This is a genomic window from Neisseria bergeri, assembly GCA_003044455.1.
Taxonomy (GTDB): domain Bacteria; phylum Pseudomonadota; class Gammaproteobacteria; order Burkholderiales; family Neisseriaceae; genus Neisseria; species Neisseria bergeri.
This window is the reverse complement of record POWY01000003.1, coordinates 77,600-98,611: the sequence shown is the minus strand read 5'-3', so window position 1 is coordinate 98,611 and position 21,012 is coordinate 77,600. Positions and strand designations below refer to the sequence as shown.

Sequence of the window (21,012 nt, the reverse complement as noted above, 5' to 3'; positions counted from 1 at the left end):
CTTTTTGGAGAGTTGGTTCAGATTCGGCTATTGTAAGCGAAAACCGATGATTGCCCAATACGGGCAGGGTGCAAATGACGGAAATCGGGATGGGGGTGTGGTTTGGCATACAGATGGTTTTCAGATGCAGATTGCCGCAGACGGGCGGGTCGGGGTTGCCGATATGCTGTTTTAAGCGAAGGAAATGCCGTCTGAAAGCCCAAGTTGTTTCAGACGGCATTTTGATTGTTGGGTTTCCATTAAATTATTGGTGCCGATGTTTGTTTTTGTATAATAAATTCAGAAATGATATTTTGAATTGTAGAAATATTTTTAGAGATATGCTCAATAGGGTAGGAATCTCCCAAGATTTCCCTTGCCTTCCCGCTGTAATTTTCTGTTTTAAGGTTTTTTACTTCAATATCCCCGTCTTCTAAAATTGTTTGAATCATTGGCAAATAATATCCTTTTTCAAAATAGACAGTTAATTCGGTATTGCCAAATTTGGGCTCAGGAATAATTCTGAAAACAAGGACTCCGGCTTTTTTCTCAAAATTTGATACGGAAAAAAAGCGATTGATTTCTTTAATGTCAGGATGTTCCAAAACGGGGATTTGGATTCGTTCTCCATTATCTGCCATAAAAAATCCGCCAAAAACAACCGTTGATGTTTTCATATTTATCATCCCGTTGATTTTATTCGCTAATCGGACGTGCTTTCTATCTCAAATTCCTTGTTGATAAAAGAAATTTCCCGGGATTCTTGTTCCGTCAGCCGGACATCGAAATCTTCGATATAAGTACACAGGATTTCAAAAGCCAAAAAACGTTCCGAATGCGGCTTCGTCACTGATTTGGATATTTTGGGTGTTGATGCCGCTGCGGGTGATGCTGTTTTGGCTGTCGTTGTCCTTGCCGTAACCTATGCTGGCAGATAGACCGTCTTTGGCGTTACCCATCCAGCCACCTTTGACATTGCCATCGGTGCCAATACCGAAACTTTCGCCTTCGTAATGGCTGTGGTTTTGGATGTCTCTGAAGCTGAGTGTGCCGGTGGCGAATTGGTTTCTGCCGTTATCTTCCGCGCTTTGGGTGGAGGTGATGAGTCCGCCTTTGAGGTCGGTGTGTCCTTTGATGTTGATTTGATAACCGTCTTCACCCGCAAATATGCCGCTTTGCTCATTCACAGACGCATAATCCGCATTCACTTTGGACTTGCTATAACTCGCACTGCCTGAAACGCCGTAACCCATTATTACCATTTTGTTGAATATCCTTTATTATTAAGCATACATCTTGCATTATCCCCAATACAATTTATCGATTTGACTGCATTATCATTGTATTTATTATCATAATATTTTTTTATAATATATTGATAATTACCCTTTTCATCAGGTAATTGATATAATTTATATATTTCAGGACAAGCAACGGAAAGGCAACTTCTGAAATCATCAATTCGTTGTTCGTTAGTCGTATTATTTTTAACAAAATATTCAATATCGTTGTTTGCTCTTGTCGTCATATCATCAAAAGGATAATGACAAGACGAAGTTGCAAAAAAGCAAGGATTACAAGAAGTTGTCATTACCATTATAAAAACAATAATGACAACTTTAATATAGCATTTCATAACAACCACCAATATATAGATAATCAATGACCAGTAATTTTCATAATCGCTTGGATAAAATCCTGATCGACTATATCAGCAATAGCAAACGGTGCGGCGACAGGAATGGCGACGGCGGCTGTTACTGATGAACCTATTGCGTCTTTTTTGTTAGTAGTTCTTCGGTCAAGAGTGGTATTACCCTGTTCATAGCCTGCGTCTTTTCCACGATAAAAGCCCCACATTTGACCGCCCATAAAATCGTGTGTTCCAGCAAAACCCTCTACAAATGAATATAATCCAATGCGGATTCAATCAGACTGGCATCAAGCCTGCCTTCAAGGGATTTTCCTAACTTCATCATCCGTTTGTCTAGAGCTTTCATCCGTTTTTCTAATGTCTTCATTTTTCAAATACTCCTTATTTTACAGGGAAGTATCTGGGAAGTGCCGGACAGGCGCATCGCCGTCTACACCCGCAGGTTTGGTGCGGGCGGATGCCGTCTGAAAGGGGCGGGGGCGTTCAGACGGCATCGTGCGTGTTACAGACCGCCGGCGGTTTCGTTTTGGACGGCTTTGGCAGCTTCGAGTGCGGCGAGCTGTTCGGCTACGCCTTGTTCGATTTTGGAAAGGCTGGCAGACTTGGCTTCATGGTAGGCTTCTTCGAGGGCATAGCGGAAACCGGTTTCGTCTGTGCCTCCGTGGCTTTTAATCACGATGCCGCGTAGCCCGAGCAGGATGGCACCGTTGAATTTGCGCGGGTCGAGTTTGTTTTTCAACCCTTTGAGGGCGGGTAGGGCGGCAACGGCGGCAAGTTTGTTGAACAGGTTGCTTTGGAATTCGCGGCGGATGGCACCGCTCATGAATTTGACTGCGCCTTCGATGGTTTTGAGCATGACGTTGCCGACAAAGCCGTCGGCGACGACGACATCTGCTTCGCCGTAGAGGATGCTGTTGCTTTCGATGTTGCCGATAAAGTTGAGTTTGCTGTTTTGCAGCAGTTTGTAGGTTTGTTTGACGGTATCCGTACCTTTAATGTCTTCTGTGCCGACGTTGACCAGTCCGATGCGCGGCTGTCCTTTTTGAGGATGGAGTGCGTGGACGAGTTCGCTGCCGATAACGGCAAATTGGGCGAGCTGTTCGGGAGTGCAGTCGACGTTCGCGCCAAGGTCGAGTGCAAGGGTAACATGGTCGGTGTCGGACGGGAGGAATTTGGCGATGGCGGGGCGTTCGATGCCGGGTATGGTTTTGAGGACGAAACGTGCGGTTGCCATGAGCGCGCCCGTGTTGCCTGCGGATACGGCGGCTTGGGCTTTGCCTTCTTTAACCTGGTTGATGGCAACGCGCATGGAGGAGTCTTTTTTATTCTTTAGGGCGGATTGGGGGGCTTCGTCCATGCCGACGACTTGGGTGGTATGGCAGATGTCAATAAGTTCCATCGGCGCGCCTGCCGCGGTCAGGGCTTGGCGGAGCTGCGCTTCATCGCCGGTCATAATCAGGCGGACATCGGGGTGTGCTTGGAGGAATGCGGTTGCGCCGGGTACGGTAACGGCAAGTCCTTGGTCGCCGCCCATGGCATCTACGGCCAATGTAATCATAGGGTTTCTCCGGTAGGTTTTCGGTCTGCGGCCGGGGTCGTGCGGGCTTCAGACGGCATCGGTTCGGAAAGTATGCCGTCTGAAAGGGTCAGCCTCGGCCGGCCTCGGCAAGGCGGTTGTGTTCGTCGATGTCGAGTGCGTCCCACGGATAGTTGATCCACCAGTCTTCTACGGTGATGCCGCTGAAATAGGGAATGCCTTCGGGGATTTTGCCTGCTTTGGCTTTGATTTTTTCGTGCAGGACGGCGACGCCGACAGTGCCGAAGTCTTCTTTGAGCAGTTCGTTCAGGCAGAACTCCATGGTTACGCGGCTGTCGTCCACTTCATCGACGACGAGCACGTTTTTGCCCCGCAGGGCTTCGGGAACGGGGTCTAGCCATTGGACTTTTTTGACCTCTTCTGTAACCTGTCCTTCGTTGTCGCTGTCGTAATAAGCGGTGGTTACGGCATAAATCGGAATTTCCAGAAAACAGCGCAGCATACGTGCCGGAATAAAGCCGCCCCCGCCGATAGCGATCATGGCATCGTATTTGACGCCGGAGTTCCGGATTTTTTCTGCCAATGCTTTGATGACGCGGTGGATGTCATCGTAGGTGTACCAGATTTTCTGTTTCATCGGAATTTCCTTGGTGGTTGGGGCTTTTGGAATATTTTCACGGGGTATTATACGGAACGCTTTGCCCCTGTGTGTTGACGTATGGCGAAAGTTTGGACGGATGGTGCGTCCAATGCAAAAAAAGCCAGTACTTGCATGGCAATGTTCTGGCTTTTTCAGTCAGTCGAATAGGGATTATTCGCCTTTGGCTTTGACCACTTTGCGGCCGCGGTACATACCGTTGGGGGAGATGTGGTGCGGGCGGTGCACTTCGCCGGTTGTGCTGTCGACAGACAGTGCGGGCGCAGTCAGCGCGTCGTGCGAACGGTGCATACCGCGTTTGGAAGGGGATTTTTTGTTTTGTTGAACGGCCATTTCAAGCTCCTAGATAAATAAACTGTGTCCTAATTAACTGCTTTTCAAACCTGCCAAAACAGCAAAGGGGTTGGGTTTGTCTTGGTTGGCGGATTCCGGAAGGGTATTGCCGCAGTGTCCGTGTCGCGGCGAAAAGGGCAGGGACATCAGGATTTGGTCTTCTACCAATGCGCGCACGTCGAGTTCTTTTTCAATCAGTATGCCTTCGAGTTCTTCGTCGGCAAGCATGGATTCGTCCAAGGACTCTTCGTCGGAAAACAGGACGATACGGCTGCTTTCATCGAGCATGAACGGCATGGGTTTGATACATCTCTGGCAAATCAGGGGCATATCGGCTTTGACGTTCAGGTCGAGGAACAGGCGTTGCAGCCGGTCGCGGCCGCCGGTCAGTGTAAACGATATTTTGGTCTGCCTGTCGGCGGGATAATCGTGCAAACTGACTCGCTCGTCCAATTCTTCCAGCAGAAAACTGCTTTGCAGGTTCTGCCCTTCGGCGGCAAAAATTTCCGGGTCAATCAAATTAGGGTCTGACATAAACGGGGTATGATATAATTTAGATGTTCTAACGTCAATATTTTTAAGAAAAATGTTGCGGTACGCCGAAGGCGGGTATCCGTGTTTCGGCGCATGGCTGGATTTTAACGCCCGTTTGAGTGTGTTTTCAACGGTAAGGAGGATGGGATGGGTTTGGAACTGCCTTTGATTTTGGGTACGAGTTCGGTTTTCCGCCGCGAACAGATGGAAAGGCTCGGCATTGCCTTTCAGGCGGCATCCCCCGATTTTGACGAAACGCCGATGTTGGGGGAGTCTGCCCCTCAGACGGCATTGCGCCTTGCCGAGGGTAAGGCGCGGTCGTTGGCAGGGCGTTTCCCCGAGGCGTTGATTGTCGGTGCGGACCAGGTGGCGTGGTGCGACGGCAGGCAGTGGGGCAAGCCAATGAACCTTGCCAACGCGCAAAAGATGCTGATGCATTTGAGCGGCAGGGAGATTGAGTTTTACAGCGCGGTCGTGCTGTTGAATACGGTTACGGGCAGGATGCAGCGGCATATCGATAAGACTGTGGTCGTGATGAGGCAGTTGGACGAGCTGCATATACTCCGCTATTTGGAGCGCGAGCCTGATGCGGTTTATTGTTCGTGTGCGGCGAAAAGCGAGGGTTTGGGCGCGCTGCTGATCGAACGGATTGAAAGCACCGATCCGAATGCTTTAATCGGTTTGCCGGTTTTCCGTCTGATTGATTTTTTGAAAAATGAGGGCGTGGAGGTTCTGTAACTGCCCGTTTATGCCGTCTGAAAGGTTCGGACGGCATTTTTAACCGATGAGTGAGGGAATGATGGCTGCTGTTTTGTATTTGATTCCTACGCCTTTGGGTACGCCTGACACGCCGTGCCTGCTGCCGCATGAACAACGGGCGGTTGTCGGGCTGACGGATTTTGTCGTGGAAGCGGAAAAAACGGCGCGCGCGCATTTGAAACATTTGGGCGTAACTGCGCCTATCCGCGAACTGAATCTGCAAACGCTGAATGAACATACGGATTTGAAGACTTTGCCGGAATTGCTGAAACCTTTGCAAGAAGGGCGCAGTATGGGCATTGTCAGCGAGGCGGGTTGCCCTGCCGTTGCCGATCCGGGTGCGAATCTGGTGGCGTTGGCGCATAAACACGGTTTTGAAGTGCGTCCGCTGGTCGGGCCTTCCAGCCTGCTGCTGGCCTTGATGGCTTCGGGCGCGAACGGGCAGAACTTTGCATTTAAGGGTTATCTGCCGTCTGAAAAAAACGAGCGGATTCAGGCTTTGCGGGCTTTGGAACAGCGTTCGCGGCAGTGCGGCGAGACGCAGATTTTTATTGAAACGCCCTACCGTAATGATGTGCTGCTTGCTGATGCGGTGGAAAATCTGCATCCTGAAACGCGCTTGTGCGTGGCTACGGATTTGACCTTGCCGACACAGGAAATCATCAGCCGGACAATCGCGCAGTGGCGAAAAAGAAAAGAAATGCCCAATCTGAAAAAACGCCCGACGATTTTTGTGATGTATGCGGGTTGAAGATTTCCACCCCGATAGGGGGTGAACAATAAAAATGCCGTCTGAACAGGTTTCAGACGGCATTTTTCATGCTGCGGCATTTAGGAAACGACTTCGCCTTGGGCGCGTTGTTTTTCGATGCTGCGGTTGATGTGCCACTGCTGGGCGATGGTCAGGAGGTTGTTGACCACCCAGTAGAGCACCAAACCGGCAGGGAAGAAGAAGAACATCACGGAGAAAATCAAAGGCATGATTTTCATCATTTTCGCCTGCATCGGGTCGGTCGGCGGCGGGTTCAGATAGGTTTGGGCGAACATTGTTGCCGCCATAATGATGGGCAGGATGTAGTAGGGGTCGGCGCGGCTGAGGTCGGTAATCCAACCCAGCCAAGGTGCCTGACGCAATTCTACGGAGGCGAACAATGCCCAGTACAAGCCGATGAAGACGGGGATTTGCAACAGCATAGGCAGACAGCCGCCCAGCGGATTGATTTTTTCGTCTTTGTAAAGCTGCATCATCGCCTGTTGCTGCGCCATGCGGTCGTCGCCGTATTTTTCTTTGATTGCCTGCAACTTGGGCGCGGCGGCGCGCATTTTTGCCATCGAGCGGTAGGACGCGTTGGTCAGCGGATAGAGGACGGCTTTGACGATGATGGTTAAAACGATAATCGCCCAGCCCCAGTTGCCGATGATGTTGTGCAGTTGGTTCAAAAGCCAGAAGAGGGGGGAGGCGAACCAGTGTACTTTGCCGTAGTCTTTTGCCAGTTGCAGGTTGTCGGCGATGTTTGCGATGACGGATGTGGTCTGCGGGCCGGCGTAGAGGTTGAGGGAGGCTTCGGATTTCGCGCCGTTTTGGATAGCGGCTAAAGGCACGCTGACGCTGGTGCTGTACAGGTTGTCGTTGCGGCGTTTGATGTCGATACGGCAGTCGCCAGCGGCACAAACGCTTTGTCCGCCTTTGGGTTGGAGGATCCAGGTGGACATGAAGTGGTGTTCAATCATGCCGAGCCAGCCGGTTTGAGTTTTGCGGGCGTATTCGGCTTCGTTTTTGCCTGATTTGGCATCGTCGTCCAAGTCGGAGAAGCTGACTTTTTGGAATTTGTCTTCAGGAGTGTACACGACGGGGCCGAGGTAGGAACGTGTGAAGTAGCCTTGGCCTTCCGGTTGGCTGTGGTCGCGGACGATGCGGTAGTCCGCGCTCAGGTTGGCGGTTTGACCGCTGCCGTTGGCGATGTCGAAACGGACGTTGACCAAGTAGCTGCCTTTGGTGAAGGTATAGACTTTGTCGATTTTCAGACCGTTGGTTTCAGGCGCGCTCAGGCGGACTTCGACTGTGTCGCCGTTGAGGCTGTATTGTTTTTGGGCGGCGGTAAAGTTGACACCTTTCAGGATGTTGTTGCCTTGTGCGTCCAAAAGCTCGGATTGGGCGACGTAGGTGTATTCTTTGCCGTCGCCAAACAGGACGAACGGTTTGTTTTCGTCGCCGGTTGCTTTGTATTTGAGCAGGGTCAGCCGGCGCAGGTCGCCGCTTTTTTCATCAATGACGGCTTGCACCGTGTCGGTCGTTACGGTAATCGGCGTTGCGGGGGCGAGCGCGGCTTCGGCGGAAGCGGTTGCGGCGGTTTGCCGCTGTTGCTGCGCGGCTTGTCCGGGCGCGGGCGCGGTTTGGGGGGCGGGGAACATTTTTTCCCAGCCGATCATAATCGCCAGTGCGATGGCGAAAAACGCCGTGAGTCTTTTAAAATCCATATAGAGTTTCCTGAATGGTCGGAAATGCCGCAGGTTGCGTGTTCCGATAGACGGGGAATAAGGGCGGGCTTCATACCCGACGGTCGTGCCGCCAGCCCGAAGGTTCAGACGGCATTATATAGAAACCGATGGGAAATAAAAGGAAAGCGTGCAATTTGAAATTGCGTCGGGTCAGGGAACGGGGTCGTGTCCGTGTCCGCCGAAAGGGTGGCAGCGTGCAATGCGCTTGATGGCGAGCCGGCCGCCTTTGAATGCGCCGTATTTTTTGACCGCTTCGACCGCGTATTGCGAACAGGTCGGCGTATAGCGGCAGCGGGGCGGAATCAGCGGGCTGATGCAGTATTGGTAAAACCGTATCAGTCCCAGCAGGAGTTTGGACAATAGGAAATTCATCGGGATGCTCCTTGTATGGGAAACCCGTTGCCGTCTGAACCTTGCCTGTAGAGTGCCGTTTTAATCATACCCGTTTCCCGCATTCGGTTGCGGGGTTGACGAACATGAGTTGTGCCAGTTCCGCCCTTGCCTGTTTTGCGGTAGCCCTGTCGAATTTACGGTGGACGCGCACGACGAAATCCTGCGGCGGAAGATTGTTTTTGTTCAACCTGAACCAGTCGCGGATGACGCGTTTCATATAGTTCCGCTCGTTGGCGCGTTTGGCGGTTTTTTTGCCGACCACCAGACCGATGCGGGGATGGCCCAGCCCGTTGCCGTTTGAATGCGAAACTTGCAGCAGGTCGCGGCTGCGGCGGTTTCTGAATGCAAAAACGGATGAAAAATCATCCGTTTTCAACAAGCGGTACTGCCTTCCGAAGCGGTAGTCCAAAATTACACCGCCAGGCGTTTGCGGCCTTTGGCACGGCGTGCTGCCAGTACTGCGCGTCCGCCGCGTGTTTTGGAGCGCACGAGGAAGCCGTGGGTGCGTTTGCGTTTGGTAACGGAAGGTTGATAAGTGCGTTTCATGATGTTTCCTAAAATAGAATGGGTAGATAATTAAACCGTGAATTACACTCCAATTTGCCGCTTTTGTCAATCAATATAGAAACTTTGCAGGAGGATTGCCCGATTGCCTGCGGATTTCTGCCGCCTTTCTGTGGATAAATTTTTGCACGGGTTGTGGATAGAATGTCGGCGAGTCGGTATAATCGGTTCGCTGCATTTTGAACCGATGCGCGTTCAGAAGATTTATTTTCTTTTTGAAAATATTATATTTTCTTTATTTTCGATTTCATCGTATTTCCTTTTCGGTTGAAACCCCGCCTTTTAGGGCGGTAGAATCAGAATTTATTTGAGAGGGGCGTAACCCCTTCCAAATCAGGGCAACACACAGGGCGACGCTTTATGTGTCGCCCTGTGTGTTGAAACATTTTTACCGATTCGAGCCTATCCATGACATTAGCAGAGTTTTGGCCGCTGTGCCTCCGCCGTCTTCACGATATGTTGCCTCACGGGCAGTTTGCGCAATGGATTGCGCCCCTTACCGTCGGTGAGGAGGGGGGGCTATGGGTGGTGTACGGCAAGAACCAGTTTGCCTGCAATATGCTCAAGAGCCAGTTTGCCGGAAAAATAGAAGCAGTGAGGGAAGAGTTGGCTGCCGGCCGTTCCGCCTTCGTATTCAAACCGGGAGAAGGCGTGCGTTATGAGATGGCGGATGTCGGGGTTGTAGAAAAACCGCCCGTGCACGAGGTGCGGGATGAATTGCCGGTGCAGGCGGAGTTGTCGGATGAAGTGCCGTCTGAAGAGCCTGTCAAACCCGCTGCGTCGAAAACGGCGGCGGATATTTTGGCGGAACGTATGAAAAACCTCCCGCATGAGCCGCGCCATACTGCCGAACCTGCTTCCCGTCCGGAATCGGCGGCAGTTGCCAAAGCACGGACGGACGCGCAGGCCGGTGCGGAAGAGGCGCGTTACGAGCAGACCAACCTGTCGCGCGATTACACGTTCGGCACATTGGTCGAAGGCAAGGGCAACCGCCTTGCAGCGGCGGCGGCGCAGGCGATTGCGGAAAGTCCGGGACAGAGTTACAACCCGTTTTTCCTGTACGGCAGCACGGGTTTGGGCAAAACCCACCTGGTGCAAGCCATCGGCAACGAGCTTTTGAAAAACCGTCCCGACGCGAAAGTACGCTATATGCATTCGGACGATTATATCCGCAGCTTCATGAAAGCCGTGCGCAACAACACTTACGACGTGTTCAAACAGCAATACAAGCAATACGACCTGCTGATTATCGACGACATCCAGTTCATCAAAGGCAAAGACCGTACGATGGAAGAGTTTTTCTATCTGTACAACCATTTCCACAACGAGAAAAAACAGCTCATCCTCACTTGCGATGTTTTACCCGCCAAAATCGAAGGTATGGACGACCGCCTCAAATCCCGTTTTTCATGGGGGCTGACTTTGGAACTCGAGCCGCCCGAATTGGAAATGCGTATCGCCATTTTGCAGAAAAAGGCAGAGGCGGCGGGTATCAGCATCGAAGACGAGGCGGCATTGTTTATTGCCAACCTGATCCGTTCCAACGTGCGCGAATTGGAAGGTGCGTTCAACCGTGTCGGAGCGAGCAGCCGCTTTATGAACCGTCCCGTCATCGACATCGATTTGGCGCGTACCGCTTTGCAGGACATTATTGCCGAGAAGCACAAAGTCATCACCGCCGACATCATCATCGATGCGGTGGCGAAATATTACCACATCAAAATCAGCGACGTACTCGGCAAAAAACGCACGCGCAACATTGCCCGTCCGCGTCAGGTTGCCATGAGCCTGACCAAAGAACTGACCACTTTGAGCCTGCCGTCTATCGGCGATTCGTTCGGCGGACGCGACCATACGACCGTCATGCACGGTATCAGGGCGGTGGCGAAACTGCGCGAGGAAGATCCCGAGTTGGCGCAGGATTACGAGAAACTGCTGATTCTGATTCAAAACTGATGGAAAACGTTTTCAGACGGCATGATATTGCCCATGCCGTCTGAAGGGTAAGAAATCCAACCGATTTAAGGAGCGAAAATGTTGATTTTACAAGTCGAGCGCGACAGCCTGCTCAAGCCGTTGCAAGCCGTTACCGGCATTGTCGAACGCCGCCACACCCTGCCTATCCTGTCCAATGTGCTGATTGAGTGCAGGGACGGTCAGACCAAACTCTTGGCAACCGATTTGGAAATCCAAATCGATACCGCGGGTCCCGAGGGCGGTGCGGGCAACTTCCGCATCACCACCAATGCCAAGAAATTTCAGGATATTTTACGGGCACTGCCGGCAGGTGCATTGGTTTTGTTGGATTGGGACGACAACCGTCTGACGTTGAAGGCGGGCAAGTCCCGTTTTGCCCTGCAAACCCTGCCTGCCGAAGATTTTCCGCAAATGAATATCGGCGAGGATGTCAGTGCCGTTTTCGAGTTGGAACAGGAAGCCTTCAAGTCCATGCTTTCGCAGGTCCAATACAGCATGGCGGTGCAGGACATCCGCTATTATCTCAACGGTCTGCTGATGCAGGTTGAGGGCAGCCAGTTGCGCCTTGTGGCGACCGACGGACACCGCCTTGCCTATGCCGCCTGCGCGATTGATGCGGATTTGCCGCGCGCCGAAGTGATTTTGCCGCGCAAAACGGTGCTGGAACTGTTCAAACTGTTGAACAACCCCGACGATCCGATTCAAATCGAGCTGCTGGACAAGCAGGTGCGTTTCCAATGCAACGGCACGACCATCGTCAGCAAGGTCATCGACGGCAAATTCCCCGATTTCAACCGCGTGATTCCTTTGGACAACGACAAGATTTTCGTTTTGTCCCGTGCCGAACTTTTGGGCGCGCTGGAACGTGTGTCCATTCTTGCCAACGAAAAATTCCGTGGCGCGCGCCTGTTCCTGCAATCCGGCCTGTTGAGCGTCGTGTGCAGCAACAACGAGCAGGAAGAAGCGCGTGAAGAAATCGAAATCGCCTATCAGGGCGGCGAACTCGAAGTCGGTTTCAATATCGGCTATCTGATGGACGTGTTGCGCAACATCCATTCCGACGATGTGCAACTTGCTTTCGGCGACGCCAACCGTTCGACCTTGTTTACCGTACCGAACAATTCGAATTTCAAATATATCGTGATGCCGATGCGGATTTGACGGTTTTTCGGAGCACGATGCCCGTATTGGAGATATGCCCCGAACCGTGCAGACGGATTCGGGGTTTTGTTTGGCTGTCGGAAAGGCAATGCCGTCTGGAATGCGGCGGATCGGGGTTGGGAGCGTATAGGGGAAGTGCTTGTGCGGAATGGCGAAGGTGTGTTTTTGACTCCAGTCCGCCCTGTTTGGATTGCTGCAAAACCATGCCGTCTGAAACGGAAAGGTTTCAGACGGCATGGTTTTTGATTGGTGCGGTACGGGTCAGCCTCCGAGCAAATCCCACAAATTGTTTTGCAGGTCGGCTTCGCTTTCGCCTTCGACAGGTGTGGCTCTGATATAGCTGCCGTCCGGCTGCATCAGCCATGCATGGGTGTTGTCGTCTAGTGCCATGGTCAGTCCTTCATGTATAACGCGCTTTTTGAGGGTTGGCGTGGTAACGGGCGTTGCTACTTCAATGCGGCGGAAGAAGTTGCGCCCCATCCAATCCGCGCTGGAAATAAAGGTATCGTCCGCGCCGTTGTTGTGGAAGCAGTAAATCCGTGAGTGTTCGAGCTGTCTGCCGACGATGGAGCGGACGCGGATGTTTTCGGACAAGCCTTTTACACCCGGGCGCAAGGTGCACATACCGCGCACAATCAAATCGATTTGCACACCTGCCGCGCTTGCCCGATACAGGGCTTCGATGACGGTCGGTTCGATGAGCGAATTCATCTTGGCGGTAATCCGCGCCGGTTTGCCGGCTTTGGCGTGTTCGGTTTCCTGCTTGATGCGGTCGATGACCATTTTGTGCAGGGTAAACGGACTTTGGTAGAGTTTGTTCAGCCGTCCGGGTTTGCCCAAGCCTGTGATTTCCATGAACAATGTGTTCACATCGGCGGTGATTTGTTCGTCGGCGGTGATGAGGCCGAAGTCGGTGTAGATGCGCGATGTGCCTTGGTGGTAGTTGCCCGTGCCGAGGTGGGCGTAACGCTTGAGCACGCCGTCTTCGCGGCGGATGATGAGTGCCATTTTGGCGTGGACTTTGTAGCCGAACACGCCGTACACGACGTGCGCGCCCGCCTCTTCGAGCTGCTTCGCCCAGTTGACGTTGTTGGCCTCATCAAAACGCGCCATCAGTTCGACCACGACGGTAACCTGTTTGCCTGCCAGTGCCGCCTTCATCAGGGCGCGGACGAGTTCGGAGCGCGTGCCGGTGCGGTAGATGGTCATTTTGACGGCAAGGACAGCGGGGTCTGCGGCGGCTTCGCGTATCATATCGACCACGGGGTCGAAGGACTGGTACGGATGGTGCAGAAGGATGGGTGCGCGGCGTATCAGTTTGAATATCGAGCCGTTTTTACCCAAGGCTTTCAACCTGCCTTGTGTATGGGGCGGAAATTTTAAATCAGGACGGTCAACCAAATCGGGAACGGAGTTGAGGCGTACGAGGTTGACCGGACCTTTGACTTGGTAAAGTTCGGCAGCGGTCAGTCTGAATTGCGACAGCAGGAAGTCGTGGATGTAGGCGGGGCAGGTGTCGGCGACTTCAAGGCGTACGCCGTCTCCGTATTCCCGATCGTGCAGTTCGTTTTGGATGGCGGCCCGGAGGTTTTTGAGGTCTTCTTCATCGACAGTCAGGTCGCTGTCGCGGGTGAGGCGGAATTGGTGGCAGCCTTTGACCGTCATGCCGGGAAAGAGTTTGCCGACGTGGGCGTGCAGGATGGAGGAGAGGAAGACAAAGCCGCTGCCGCCTTCGCATAATTCGGCAGGCAGGGGGACGACGCGCGGCAGGATGCGCGGTGCCTGGACAATCGCCATACCCGAGGGTCTGCCGAATGCGTCTGTGCCGTCGAGTTCTACGGCAAAGTTCAGCGATTTGTTCAGCGGGCGTGGGAACGGGTGGGAGGGGTCAAGGCCGATGGGGGTCAGAATCGGCAACAACTCACGGTCAAAATAGTCTTCAATCCATTTTTTCTGCGCGCCCGTCCAATTGCGGCGGCGGTAAAAATGGATGCCTTCTTGTGCCAGCTCGGGCTGAAGGACGTTGTTGAACAGGCCGTACTGGTGCTGTATCAGGGAGCGCGCCGCTTCGGTAACGTCGGTGATGGTTTCAGACGGCATTTTGCCGTTGTCCAGCCTGCGCCAGGGGTGCAGCTTGTTTTCACGCTTGAGCCACGCCATGCGGACTTCGAAAAACTCGTCAAGATTGGACGACACGATGCACAGGAAGCGCAGGCGTTCCAAAAGGGGGACGTTTCTGTCTTCCGCCTGCGCCAACACGCGGCGGTTGAATGCCAGCAGGCTCAGTTCGCGGCAGAGGATGCGGTTTTGTTCGGGCATAAGGTTCTCCCAAAGATGGTTGTTGTTCGGTCGGAGCAGGCGGACAATGCCGTCTGAAGGCTTGGTGGCACCTGCGCCGGTTTCAGACGGCATGACGTGGCGGACAGTCTGTTTCAGGCATCGGGGCAATGTGAAAACGGATACCGGCGCGTGCGGTATCCGTCTGTTTCAAATCACTTCCAACACAAAATAATGACGCAGTTTTTCATACACCGCATCGCTGACGTTGATGCAGCCGTTGGTCATAATCCTGTCGGACACAACCGAAGATGCGATACGTTCGTTCCTCCTTTCCGACGGTATCTGATTCCAAACGCGGTGCAGGGCAAACAGGAAGTCGCCTTCCTGTTTGAAGCCGATAACTTCGCCACCGTATCCGGGTTTGTCGGTGCTGTTCAGTGTCAAATCAAACTTTCCTTTGGGTGTGGAAACGCCGATAAGGACAGGATGGCACTGATGGTCATCGGCAAAACAGAGTTCCGCTTTGGATGTATCGACGATGACTTTTTTCTTTTGAATATAGGCACTGACCGCATCCGGTTGCCCCTGTGCATATACGGGAGCAACTATTGGCAGGCAGCATAATATCCCTAAAAACAGGCGGAACGGCATATTGGATTATTGGCGGATACGTTTCGGTTTTGCCGGCACGATTTCGCGGATGATGACTTGCGGCTCGGCTTTGGGTGCGGGCGGCGGACAGACGGCATCTTTCGGGAATACGGGATTCCAGTAGAAGCTGCGGGCAAATTTGTCTTTATCGAAAATAATTTTGTATTGACAGGTAGTAATACCTTCTACGCCGGAAGTGTTTTCAGGGTCGATACCTACGCCCGGGGTATGGAAGTGGAACAGGTAATCCCATTCGCGTACGCCGTACATGCCTTCATCGTAATGCGGGCGACCCAGGATTTTGTAGATGTCGTCTTTGGTCAGGCCGGGGCGCATCTGATCCAGTTCGTCATAAGTCGGGAATGTGCCGCGCTTGTTGTCGAGCGTTACGGAATAGGGTTTCGGGAAAACCGGATTGTCGGTCGTGCCGTCGGCTTTGACGTTGCTTTTGGTTGCGCAGGCAGACAGAACGCCGGCTGCCAATACTGCTAAGCCAAGTTTAACGATTTGTTTTGTTTTCATGTGCAAAGTCCTTTTTGTCTGATACCTGTTTGCCGTCTGATTTGGCAGACTTGTTACAGGGAGTTTAAACGTTTGATTTTGGTTTGTAATATTAGCATAAAAAACGTGCGTATCAGTAAACGCAGTGTATTTGTACAGCATACGGAATGATACGCGTGCGAATTTACGCATCCTGCCGGCAATTTGCCGATTCGCCGACATCGGCAACCTGTTATAATTCCTCTTTTAAATTCCTAACGTTTTCAAGCGAAAAACAGAATGACCATGCAAGAACATTACCAGCCCGCCGCCATCGAGCCTGCGGCGCAGAAAAAATGGGACGATGCCCGTATTTTCAACGTCTCCGAAGACGCTTCCAAACCCAAATACTACTGCCTCTCCATGTTCCCCTACCCCAGCGGCAAGCTGCACATGGGGCATGTGCGCAACTACACCATCGGCGACGTATTGAGCCGCTTCAAACTTTTAAACGGCTTCAACGTCATGCAGCCTATGGGTTGGGACGCGTTCGGTATGCCTGCGGAAAATGCGGCGATGAAAAACAACGTCGCCCCCGCCGCTTGGACGTACGATAATATCGAATACATGAAAACCCAGCTCAAAAGCCTGGGTTTTGCAATTGACTGGGCGCGCGAAGTCGCCACCTGCAAACCCGAATACTACCGCTGGGAACAATGGCTGTTTACCAAGCTGTTTGAAAAAGGCATCGTCTATCGCAAAAACGGCACGGTAAACTGGGACCCGGTCGATCAAACCGTCCTTGCCAACGAGCAAGTCATCGACGGGCGCGGCTGGCGTTCGGGCGCGTTGATCGAAAAACGCGAAATCCCGATGTATTACTTCAAAATCACGGATTACGCCGAAGAGCTGCTCAACGATTTGGACAAGCTGGAACACTGGCCGGAACAAGTCAAAACCATGCAGCGCAACTGGATCGGCAAATCTCGCGGTATGACCGTGCGCTTTGCTGTTTCAGACGACAGCAAACAAGGCTTGGAAGGCGATTACGCGAAATTCCTGCAAGTTTATACCACCCGCCCCGACACGCTGATGGGCGCAACTTATGTTGCCGTTGCCGCCGAGCATCCGCTGGCAACCGCAGCCGCAGCCGACAAACCCGAATTGCAGGCATTTATCGCCGAATGCAAAGCCGGCTCGGTTGCCGAAGCCGACATGGCGACGATGGAGAAAAAAGGCGTGCCGACCGGCCGCTACGTCGTCAACCCGCTCAACGGCGACAAGCTGGAAGTGTGGATTGCCAACTATGTATTGTGGGGCTACGGCGACGGCGCAGTGATGGCGGTTCCGGCGCACGACGAACGCGATTTCGAGTTCGCCACCAAATACAATCTGCCGAAAAAACAAGTCATTGCCGTCGGCGACAACACATTCGACGCAAACCAATGGCAAGAATGGTACGGCGACAAAGAAAACGGCGTATTGGTCAACAGCGGCGACTTGGACGGCATGAATTTTCAGACGGCATTTGATGCCGTTGCCGCCAAGCTGCAAAGCCAAGGCGCGGGCGAACCGAAAACCCAATACCGCCTGCGCGACTGGGGCATTTCGCGCCAACGCTACTGGGGCTGCCCGATTCCCATCGTCCATTGCGAAAAATGCGGCGACGTACCCGTCCCCGCCGACCAACTGCCGGTCGTTTTGCCTGAAAACGTCGTACCCGACGGCATGGGTTCGCCTTTGGCAAAAATGCCCGAGTTTTACGAAACTGCCTGCCCATGCTGCGGCGGCGCGGCGAAACGCGAAACCGACACCATGGACACCTTCATGGAATCGAGCTGGTACTTCTTCCGCTATATGTCGCCCAAATTTTCAGACGGAATGGTATCGGCAGAAGCCGCGAAATACTGGGGTGCGGTCGACCAATACATCGGCGGTATCGAACACGCGATTTTGCACCTCCTGTACGCGCGCTTCTTCACCAAACTGATGCGCGACGAAGGTTTGGTCAATGTTGACGAACCGTTTGAACGCCTGCTCACGCAAGGCATGGTCGTCTGCGAAACCTACTACCGCGAAAACGACAAAGGCGGCAAAGACTGGATCAACCCCGCCGATGTCGAGCTGACTTTCGACGATAAAGGCCGCCCCGTTTCCGCCGTCCTCAAAGCCGACGGCCTGCCCGTCGTCATCAGCGGCACGGAAAAAATGTCCAAGTCCAAAAACAACGGCGTCGATCCGCAAGAACTGATTAACGCCTACGGCGCGGATACCGCCCGCCTGTTTATGATGTTCGCCGCACCGCCCGAACAGTCCCTCGAATGGAGCGACAGCGGTGTCGAAGGCGCGCACCGCTTCCTGCGTCGTCTGTGGCGTACCGTTTACGAATACCTGAAACAAGGCGGCTCGGTCAAAGCGTTTGCAGGCAGCCAAGACGGTTTGTCTAAAGAACTCAAAGACCTGCGCCACAAACTGCACGCCACCACCGCCAAAGTCAGCGACGACTACGGCCGCCGCCAGCAGTTCAACACCGCCATCGCCGCTGTGATGGAATTGCTCAATCAATACGATAAAACCGACACCGGTAGCGAACAAGGCCGCGCCGTCGCTCAAGAAGTATTGGAAACCGCCGTACGCCTGTTGTGGCCCATCGTGCCGCACATCTGCGAAACCCTGTGGAGCGAATTGAACAGCGCGAAACTGTGGGAGGCAGGCTGGCCGACAGTCGATGAAGCCGCTTTGGTCAAATCCGAAATCGAAGTCATGGTTCAAGTCAACGGCAAACTGCGCGGCAAAATCACCGTTGCCGCCGATGCCTCTAAAGCCGACCTCGAAGCCGCCGCACTCGCCACCGAAGGCGCGGTGAAATTCATGGAAGGCAAGCCTGCGAAAAAAATCATCGTCGTACCGGGCAGACTGGTGAACATCGTAGTGTAAACCTGATTCGGCATTGATTGCTGTAATTAAAAAAGGTCGCCTGAAAACTTGGAAACAGGGTTTTCAGACGACCTTTTTAAGATAGATTGAGTTGTCTACATTACAGACCTCAAATAACTTAAATCTCAAAATCCAAAACATGAATTTATTTTTCGATACCGAATTGGGAAAGCAACAAAATAAAGCAACCCACAAAATCCGTGTAATGAGTGAAGCTTGGCTGGAAAAAAAACGGCTACTGTCCCTGTTGCGGAAGCAAGCCGATGCAGAGATTTACCAATTACTTTTATACAAGGATATTAAATAATGAAAAAAATTGTCTTATTATCTTGTGTATCACAAAAAATAAATGAAAGGTCAAAAGCAAAAGATTTATACATCAGTCCTCTATTCAAAAAGAGCCTAGCATATGCTTATAAACTTAAACCTGATGCAATATATATTCTATCTGCAAAATATCATTTAATTGAGTTAGATAGAATTATAGAACCTTATAATGTAACCCTGAATAAGATGAAAAAAAATGATAGACTAAATTGGGGTAAAAAAGTTATAGATCAATTGAAAGATAAATCCAATTTGGAAAAAGATACATTTATTATGTTAGCTGGTAATAAGTATATTATGCCTATTAAAGATAAATTGATTAATATAGAACAACCATTTTATAAAATGAGGTTAGGTGAAAGATTAAAATATCTTAACAAAGAACTAGGTTATGGAGTACAAAAATGAAATCGTTAGTATCTGAATTACATTCCTTATTTAATCAAAAAGAAAAATTTACTTTTCCCTTTGATAAGTCTAAATTGCCCAAAAATGGAATTTATATCATTTTTGAGAAAGGCGAATATTTCGAAAACATGAACAGAATAGTTAGAGTGGGGACTCATACCGGTGAAAATCAATTACGTTCTCGTCTAATACAGCATTTTGTAAGAGAAAATAAGAATAGAAGTATTTTTAGAAAAAATATAGGTCGTTGTATTTTGAATATTGAAAATAAAAGTTATTTAGATTCATGGGAACTTGATATAACACCCAAAAAAGGAAGAGAAGATAAACTAAAAAAAATTAATAATGAGCTTGAAAAAATACTAGAGAATCGTATTAGTCAATATATACAAAATAATCTTTCATTCTGTGTCTTTGAAGTTGATACAAAAGAAGAGCGCCTATTTTGGGAAAGTAAAATAATTTCAACTCTTTCCAATGCAGCTCAATCAGGTGAAATTAAACCTTCAGAAAATTGGTTAGGTAATAAATCACCAAAAGATAAAATTAGAGCTAGTGGTCTGTGGCAAGTTAATGAACTATATAAAGAAAGTTTAACTAACACTGAATTTGATAAATTATCCACTTTTGTAAAATAAATTATAGGATTAAAGATTTTATAAATAAACATACTGTAAGGGAAACTACACAAAATAGTTTCCTTTCTTTTATCCTACATACTAGGTTTGAATGAACAGATTAACTGATAATAGAAAACACCCTGTGGATAACTCATATAACAAACCTGTTGCAGACCTCTTTTGTCCAAACTGCCACGAGCAATATGAATTAAAGAGTAAAAATCAAAAAACTATAGGTAACAGTGTGCCTGACGGTGCATATCACACCATGTTGGAGCGCATCCGGTCAGATACCAACCCCAATTTTTTCTTTCTTGCATATAAAAAAGCGGATTACTCCATACGGCAATTGGTGCTTGTACCCAAACATTTCATCACGCCGGATATGATTATTCCCAGAAATAAAGGCATTAAAAACCGGCCGCACCACATTATGTGTTCCATCAATCTCGCCCCTTTGCCTGAAAGCGGAAAAATATTCTTAATAGACGATTCCCGCATTATCGAACCCGAAACCGTTCTGAAAAAATGGCAATCCAACCTGTTTTTACGCAACCAAAATGCGGAGCACAAAGGCTGGCTTTTGGCTGTTATGAAATGTATCGATCAACTCCCCGAAGAATTCACATTGTCGCAAATGTATGAATTTGAAAACAAACTATCCATCCAATTTCCCCAAAACAACCATATCAAAGACAAAATCCGCCAACAGTTGCAAATCTTGCGCGACCAAAATACGATCGAATTTATTGGTCGCGGACTTTACAAAAAATCAATAAATTGCGCCTAACTCCCAAGGCGTTTTGATTTCAAATCATGATACTGAATTTGAAAGGGATATTTATTCTTCTGCCATTCTGAAAACAAATGAAGTACAACGCAATATCGCTGCAAAGGGGCGCAGCCGTAAAAAAGTCGGGGAATTATTGGCAATTTATGATTGATTTCGACAAACCGTCCGCCTCCGAAGGTGAAGTGAAATTCATAGAAGGCAAGCATGCCAAGAAAATCATCGCAGTACCGGAAAGGAGGACGGGCATTGCGGTGTAAATCTTTTTTAAAACATTAAATAATGTTAAGATGCCGTCCGAAATCCGTTTTGGATTCAGACGGCATTTTTTAAATTTAATTTTTTAAGGGATAAGCCTAATATGAAATTTCCTTCCTTCCTTCCTTTAAACGGATAGTCTGCCTGTCGGCAGTCATTTCGATATTGGGAGGTTGTGCGGTCGTTGCTGATGTTTACGGTCATGATTCCGCC

Annotated in this window: 23 protein-coding genes and 7 pseudogenes; 11 read left to right on the top strand and 19 right to left on the bottom strand. The window is 50.6% G+C overall.

What is annotated here, in order from left to right; translation table 11 throughout:
- Nucleotides 1-17: 17 nt before the first annotated feature.
- The 11 genes and pseudogenes from DBY86_RS04865 to DBY86_RS04825 form a co-directional block, all read right to left on the bottom strand.
- A pseudogene (locus DBY86_RS04865) lies at nt 18-220 on the bottom strand (hypothetical protein).
- Between the two features lie 19 nt (nt 221-239).
- Nucleotides 240-656, bottom strand: a complete 417-nt coding sequence (locus DBY86_RS04860; RefSeq protein ID WP_107819208.1) for a DUF6911 family protein — start codon at nt 654-656, stop codon at nt 240-242.
- Between the two features lie 26 nt (nt 657-682).
- A pseudogene (locus DBY86_RS12925) lies at nt 683-817 on the bottom strand (MafI family immunity protein); the annotation flags it as partial.
- Between the two features lies 1 nt (nt 818).
- Nucleotides 819-1,238 (bottom strand): annotated as a pseudogene (locus tag DBY86_RS04855) (hemagglutinin repeat-containing protein); the annotation flags it as partial.
- Nucleotides 1,235-1,615 carry a hypothetical protein gene (locus tag DBY86_RS04850; RefSeq protein WP_234403388.1) on the bottom strand — a complete coding sequence of 127 codons (381 nt, stop codon included), beginning with the start codon at nt 1,613-1,615 and terminating at the stop codon, nt 1,235-1,237. The gene DBY86_RS04850 and the pseudogene DBY86_RS04855, both read right to left, overlap by 4 nt.
- A gap of 23 nt (nt 1,616-1,638) precedes the next feature.
- A complete protein-coding gene (locus DBY86_RS04845; RefSeq protein ID WP_019272236.1) occupies nt 1,639-1,851 on the bottom strand; it encodes a hypothetical protein in 213 nt (70 codons plus the stop codon).
- A 32-nt stretch (nt 1,852-1,883) separates the two neighbouring features.
- Nucleotides 1,884-2,000 (bottom strand): annotated as a pseudogene (locus tag DBY86_RS13925) (MafI family immunity protein); the annotation flags it as partial.
- Between the two features lie 135 nt (nt 2,001-2,135).
- Nucleotides 2,136-3,191 carry a phosphate acyltransferase PlsX gene (plsX, locus tag DBY86_RS04840; protein ID WP_107819124.1) on the bottom strand — a complete coding sequence of 352 codons (1,056 nt, stop codon included), beginning with the start codon at nt 3,189-3,191 and terminating at the stop codon, nt 2,136-2,138.
- A gap of 88 nt (nt 3,192-3,279) precedes the next feature.
- Nucleotides 3,280-3,807, bottom strand: a complete 528-nt coding sequence (locus tag DBY86_RS04835) for a phosphoribosyltransferase (RefSeq protein WP_107819123.1) — start codon at nt 3,805-3,807, stop codon at nt 3,280-3,282.
- Nucleotides 3,808-3,981: 174 nt separating this feature from the next.
- On the bottom strand, nt 3,982-4,161 hold the full coding sequence (gene rpmF / locus DBY86_RS04830) for a 50S ribosomal protein L32 (protein WP_002214744.1): 180 nt from the start codon (nt 4,159-4,161) through the stop codon (nt 3,982-3,984).
- A 33-nt stretch (nt 4,162-4,194) separates the two neighbouring features.
- The gene (locus tag DBY86_RS04825; RefSeq protein ID WP_107819122.1) at nt 4,195-4,695 is read right to left on the bottom strand and encodes a YceD family protein; all 501 of its coding nucleotides are present in this window, start codon (nt 4,693-4,695) and stop codon (nt 4,195-4,197) included.
- Between the two features lie 147 nt (nt 4,696-4,842).
- Here DBY86_RS04825 and DBY86_RS04820 point away from each other — a divergent pair, with 147 nt between their 5' ends.
- Complete coding sequence (locus DBY86_RS04820) at nt 4,843-5,433, top strand: Maf family protein (RefSeq protein WP_107819121.1); 591 nt, start codon at nt 4,843-4,845, stop codon at nt 5,431-5,433.
- Nucleotides 5,434-5,494: 61 nt separating this feature from the next.
- Entirely contained in the window at nt 5,495-6,205 is a 711-nt protein-coding gene (locus DBY86_RS04815; protein WP_199901055.1) for an SAM-dependent methyltransferase, read from the top strand.
- Between the two features lie 80 nt (nt 6,206-6,285).
- Here the strand turns inward: DBY86_RS04815 and yidC are convergent, their stop codons facing one another.
- From yidC to rpmH, 4 genes are all read right to left on the bottom strand, one after another.
- Nucleotides 6,286-7,932 carry a membrane protein insertase YidC gene (gene yidC, locus DBY86_RS04810; protein ID WP_107819119.1) on the bottom strand — a complete coding sequence of 549 codons (1,647 nt, stop codon included), beginning with the start codon at nt 7,930-7,932 and terminating at the stop codon, nt 6,286-6,288.
- Between the two features lie 171 nt (nt 7,933-8,103).
- Nucleotides 8,104-8,325 carry a membrane protein insertion efficiency factor YidD gene (gene yidD, locus DBY86_RS04800; protein ID WP_002214730.1) on the bottom strand — a complete coding sequence of 74 codons (222 nt, stop codon included), beginning with the start codon at nt 8,323-8,325 and terminating at the stop codon, nt 8,104-8,106.
- A 64-nt stretch (nt 8,326-8,389) separates the two neighbouring features.
- The gene (gene rnpA / locus DBY86_RS04795; RefSeq protein WP_107819118.1) at nt 8,390-8,755 is read right to left on the bottom strand and encodes a ribonuclease P protein component; all 366 of its coding nucleotides are present in this window, start codon (nt 8,753-8,755) and stop codon (nt 8,390-8,392) included.
- Between the two features lie 2 nt (nt 8,756-8,757).
- Nucleotides 8,758-8,892, bottom strand: a complete 135-nt coding sequence (rpmH, locus tag DBY86_RS04790) for a 50S ribosomal protein L34 (protein WP_002214728.1) — start codon at nt 8,890-8,892, stop codon at nt 8,758-8,760.
- A 426-nt stretch (nt 8,893-9,318) separates the two neighbouring features.
- On the opposite strand from rpmH, the gene dnaA reads away from it, so the two are divergent.
- Nucleotides 9,319-10,866, top strand: coding sequence for a chromosomal replication initiator protein DnaA (dnaA, locus tag DBY86_RS04780; protein ID WP_107819116.1), 1,548 nt, complete (start codon nt 9,319-9,321; stop codon nt 10,864-10,866).
- Between the two features lie 78 nt (nt 10,867-10,944).
- Nucleotides 10,945-12,048 carry a DNA polymerase III subunit beta gene (dnaN, locus tag DBY86_RS04775; RefSeq protein ID WP_107819115.1) on the top strand — a complete coding sequence of 368 codons (1,104 nt, stop codon included), beginning with the start codon at nt 10,945-10,947 and terminating at the stop codon, nt 12,046-12,048.
- On the opposite strand, the gene DBY86_RS04770 is transcribed toward dnaN, so the two are convergent.
- The 4 genes from DBY86_RS04770 to DBY86_RS04755 all read right to left on the bottom strand — a co-directional run bounded on the left by DBY86_RS04770 (nt 12,017) and on the right by DBY86_RS04755 (nt 15,501).
- Entirely contained in the window at nt 12,017-12,247 is a 231-nt protein-coding gene (locus DBY86_RS04770) for a hypothetical protein (protein WP_234403387.1), read from the bottom strand. The genes dnaN and DBY86_RS04770 overlap by 32 nt on opposite strands.
- 62 nt (nt 12,248-12,309) lie before the next feature.
- Nucleotides 12,310-14,367, bottom strand: a complete 2,058-nt coding sequence (ppk1, locus tag DBY86_RS04765; protein ID WP_107819114.1) for a polyphosphate kinase 1 — start codon at nt 14,365-14,367, stop codon at nt 12,310-12,312.
- 168 nt (nt 14,368-14,535) lie between these two features.
- On the bottom strand, nt 14,536-14,979 hold the full coding sequence (locus tag DBY86_RS04760; protein ID WP_107819113.1) for a L,D-transpeptidase: 444 nt from the start codon (nt 14,977-14,979) through the stop codon (nt 14,536-14,538).
- A 6-nt stretch (nt 14,980-14,985) separates the two neighbouring features.
- A complete protein-coding gene (locus DBY86_RS04755; protein ID WP_107819112.1) occupies nt 14,986-15,501 on the bottom strand; it encodes an outer membrane protein assembly factor BamE in 516 nt (171 codons plus the stop codon).
- A 264-nt stretch (nt 15,502-15,765) separates the two neighbouring features.
- Here DBY86_RS04755 and leuS point away from each other — a divergent pair, with 264 nt between their 5' ends.
- The 7 genes and pseudogenes from leuS (at nt 15,766) to DBY86_RS13635 (ending at nt 20,801) form a co-directional block, all read left to right on the top strand.
- Complete coding sequence (gene leuS, locus DBY86_RS04750; RefSeq protein WP_107819111.1) at nt 15,766-18,396, top strand: leucine--tRNA ligase; 2,631 nt, start codon at nt 15,766-15,768, stop codon at nt 18,394-18,396.
- A gap of 139 nt (nt 18,397-18,535) precedes the next feature.
- Nucleotides 18,536-18,677 (top strand): annotated as a pseudogene (locus DBY86_RS04745) (DpnI domain-containing protein); the annotation flags it as partial.
- 25 nt (nt 18,678-18,702) lie between these two features.
- Nucleotides 18,703-19,131 (top strand): DUF6884 domain-containing protein, encoded by a 429-nt coding sequence (locus DBY86_RS04740; protein ID WP_107819110.1) that lies wholly within the window; start codon nt 18,703-18,705, stop codon nt 19,129-19,131.
- Nucleotides 19,128-19,769, top strand: coding sequence for a GIY-YIG domain-containing protein (locus DBY86_RS04735; RefSeq protein ID WP_107819109.1), 642 nt, complete (start codon nt 19,128-19,130; stop codon nt 19,767-19,769). The genes DBY86_RS04740 and DBY86_RS04735 overlap by 4 nt, the downstream gene beginning before the upstream one ends.
- A 91-nt stretch (nt 19,770-19,860) precedes the next feature.
- Nucleotides 19,861-20,558: pseudogene (locus DBY86_RS04730) on the top strand (DpnI domain-containing protein).
- A pseudogene (locus DBY86_RS14105) lies at nt 20,531-20,695 on the top strand (DNA adenine methylase); the annotation flags it as partial. The pseudogenes DBY86_RS04730 and DBY86_RS14105, both read left to right, overlap by 28 nt.
- On the top strand, nt 20,619-20,801 hold the full coding sequence (locus DBY86_RS13635) for a leucyl-tRNA synthetase (protein ID WP_234403386.1): 183 nt from the start codon (nt 20,619-20,621) through the stop codon (nt 20,799-20,801). The pseudogene DBY86_RS14105 and the gene DBY86_RS13635, both read left to right, overlap by 77 nt.
- Nucleotides 20,802-21,012 lie beyond the last annotated feature (211 nt).